A 2904-nucleotide genomic window follows, 5' to 3' on the forward strand; every position below is an offset into this window, starting at 1 on the left:
AGCAGCAGCCGCCTTTGATCTTGTTGTCCTCACAAACACATGATCAACAGGCGGCTGCGTCCATGTTGGACACCGCCCCCACCACATCCCAGCAGGTCAGACTGCTAATGGCGGCTGCCGTACTAGACGGCGATGCGGAGGTTGCTCGTCGGGTGGTGACGTTCCTGGAAGATCGGCGCGTTCTGTACAGCTATCGGGACATGGAAGACGCGGTGCACTGCATCCGCTCGGTGCTGGCGATCCGGGAGTTCCTGACGAACGAACTTGCCGGTCGCTCGGTGGGTCGGAGTCTGGGCACCAGTTTGCGCGCGATGCGCACTGGCTGCCGTGCCTTCCTGGAGAAGGCCGGACCCGACGGACGGGTATTTCGGGAGGAAAGTGGCATCGGCATCCACCCCTTCGACGTGGCGCTGGGGGAGCTACGGGCGCTTTTCGGCATGCAATTGACTCTGGTAGTGGCGGCCTACGACCTGGACGTTGAACCAGACTTGCGGGCGCTGATGCCGCCTCCACTCGACGACGACGGTTCCCCGATCGACTGGCTGCCCGGCTTCTAGTCGAGCTGCTAGCCGCCGGTTGAGCCTGTCGTAGGACCCCTCCGACAGCGAGTCCGCAATGTGCGTCCGCGGCGGAGCAGTGCTGGGTCTGCAGCGCAGCAGCCGTAGCCGCCGAACACTTTTCTCGACAGTGCCACAAGCTTCGGCTGCAGTCGCGCCAGGCGCGATCGCATCCCGCTGCTTCCGGAAAATCGCAGGATCGGTCGGGCGAACTTGCGTGGCCATTGCCGGGACGTATCTTGCGAGCCGCAGGTCAGCGCCTCGGTCGCTCGCAACCTCCGGCCGGACGCGACAGTTGGTACCCGCTAAGGCACTGTCCTCTCGGGAGCCGCCTGCCCACTCAACGCCGCTACGGAAGGCAAGGTTCTTGGGGCTTTTCGCCACGAGCGGGGCAGTGCCAGCGCCTCCTTCGCTCGGTCTATGAAAACTTGCCTGAGATACCAAATCTCCCGCCGCATCTCTATATCGCGATCAATCGCGACGGCATGCTCAACGTCCAACAACGTGTGGTGAGTCCGAACGGCCAGCCGCAACCTTTGGGCTGCGTCGATCACCTCCGGGCCTGCGAGAAGCCGGAGCCGAGACTGGAGGCGCCGCATCTGGCGCTCGCTTTCCTTAGCGTCGGCTCGAACTGCGGCATCGGAGGCTGGCGGCCAACTTCGAGGGGCGCTGTCACGCAGGGCTCGCTTGACGACATCGGTGCTGTCAAAGCTGAGGTCTATGTAGGAGGCAACGATCTCGATCAACGCCTCCCTCGCCCACTTTGTGTGCTCGCGACGACCCGACAAGATCAGATTGGCTGCAGCGAACACAGCTGCGGCAGAGGCGGCGAATGCAGAGACGACGGCGGCGGTGATCCCCATGACTAAATGCTCGTGCACATCGGCAAGGCATCCCCTGAGCGCCTGCGGCACACTTCCGCCATCGATCTAACGCGAGGCGGCACCGACTTCTTACCCGATCGGAATCCGATCACTGAGCGCGAAGAACCAGCGCTGGAACAAGTAGAACTCGCGCTAGTTGAAAACGCGAGCCTGCCAGTAGATCGGCGCGTATTCGACCAGATCCGATCACGTGATGGTTGTTGCTGCTGTGGCAGCCGAGGTTGTCCGCTTCGAGGATGTCCCGTGTGCACCAGTTAGGCATGCTGGTGGGATGACCGAACAGGAGCGTCTCTCCGGCCACCCGGGACAGCAGCGATCTCGCCGGGACTGGCGTGCGGTGCTGGTCGGGGTGCTGCTGGGCACCACGGTGGGGGACGCGGCGGTCAATATCCTTTCCGGCGACTACCGGTGGCGTTTCGTTATCGTCGTCACCGCTGCTGGCCTCGTGTTCGCTGTCCCGTTGTGGCTCTGCCGCTACCCGCCCCGCTCCGCGCTGGTCACCTCGGCCACCCGCACGCTCCTTGCGGCGGCAATCGTCGCCGCCGGCCTCGCCGCGTTCAGCACACCACCCGCAGCGTCATGGGAGGTCGCCGCAGCCGGGCTGCTGACCACTGGCGCGGTCCTCATCCCAGCCCGCCCCCACACCCGCATAAGACTCCTGCTCGGCATCGCGGGCATCGCCGCCGGGGTCGCGGTCGCCGGAGTCGGTGCCACGGTGCTGGCCGACAACGCCCGCCTGGGTGGCGGCGCGCTCATCACCGTCGGGTTCGCGGTGGCCGGGCTCGGTGCCGCGGTGCTGGCCGACAATGTTCGTATGCTCGTCATCGCGATCATCGCCGCCGGGGTCGCGGTCGCCGGACTCGGCGCCGCGCTCCTCGCCGACAACTCCCGCCTGGGCGGCATCGCGCTCATCGCTGCCGGGGTCGCGGCAGCCGGACTCGGCGCCGCAGTGCTGGCCGACAACAATCGTCTGCTCGGCATCGCGGGCATCGCCGCCGGGGTCGCGGCAGCCGGACTCGGCGCCGCGCTTCTAGCCGAGAACGCTCGTCTGCTCGGCATCGCACTCATCGCCGGTGGGGTCGCTGCAGCTGGGGTCGGTGCCGCGGTGCTGGCCGACAACGATCGTCTGCTCGGAATCGCGTTCATCGCCGGCGGGGTCGTGGTCGCCGGACTCGGTGCCGCGGTGCTGGTCGACAACGCCCGCCTGCTGGGTATCGCGGGCATCGCCGGCGGCTTCGCGGCCGCCGGAGTCGGCAGCATCGCCCTGTTTGATCAGGGCCTCGAAGGATGGCTACGGCAGCGGTGGAACACCATCACCGCAGACCCCGACACCCGCTGTCGGCGTACTGGTGAATGTGCCCAGGTAAGTACGCGTGAACGTGCCCAGATGCTGATCTTGGGGTTGGGTCTAGTCGTCGGTGGGGATGCCCAGGTCGAGGTTGTTGAGGTGGGGGTGTTGGAGG

Annotated in this window: 3 protein-coding genes; 2 read left to right on the top strand and 1 reads right to left on the bottom strand. The window is 66.2% G+C overall.

The features are described 5' to 3' along the window. A partial coding sequence (locus ACFQS1_RS40265) for a DUF6650 family protein (protein WP_378978305.1) occupies positions 1-557 on the top strand: 557 nt, incomplete at its 5' end. 305 nt (positions 558-862) lie between these two features. Here ACFQS1_RS40265 and ACFQS1_RS40270 read toward each other — a convergent pair. Then, on the bottom strand, positions 863-1420 hold the full coding sequence (locus ACFQS1_RS40270; protein WP_378978307.1) for a hypothetical protein: 558 nt from the start codon (positions 1418-1420) through the stop codon (positions 863-865). Between the two features lie 292 nt (positions 1421-1712). Between ACFQS1_RS40270 and ACFQS1_RS40275 the strand changes: the two genes are divergently transcribed. Continuing rightward, positions 1713-2904, top strand: a 1192-nt coding sequence (locus ACFQS1_RS40275; protein ID WP_378978309.1) for a hypothetical protein, incomplete at its 3' end; no start/stop codon positions are given.

The organism is Paractinoplanes rhizophilus (assembly GCF_042664765.1).
Taxonomy (GTDB): domain Bacteria; phylum Actinomycetota; class Actinomycetes; order Mycobacteriales; family Micromonosporaceae; genus Actinoplanes; species Actinoplanes rhizophilus.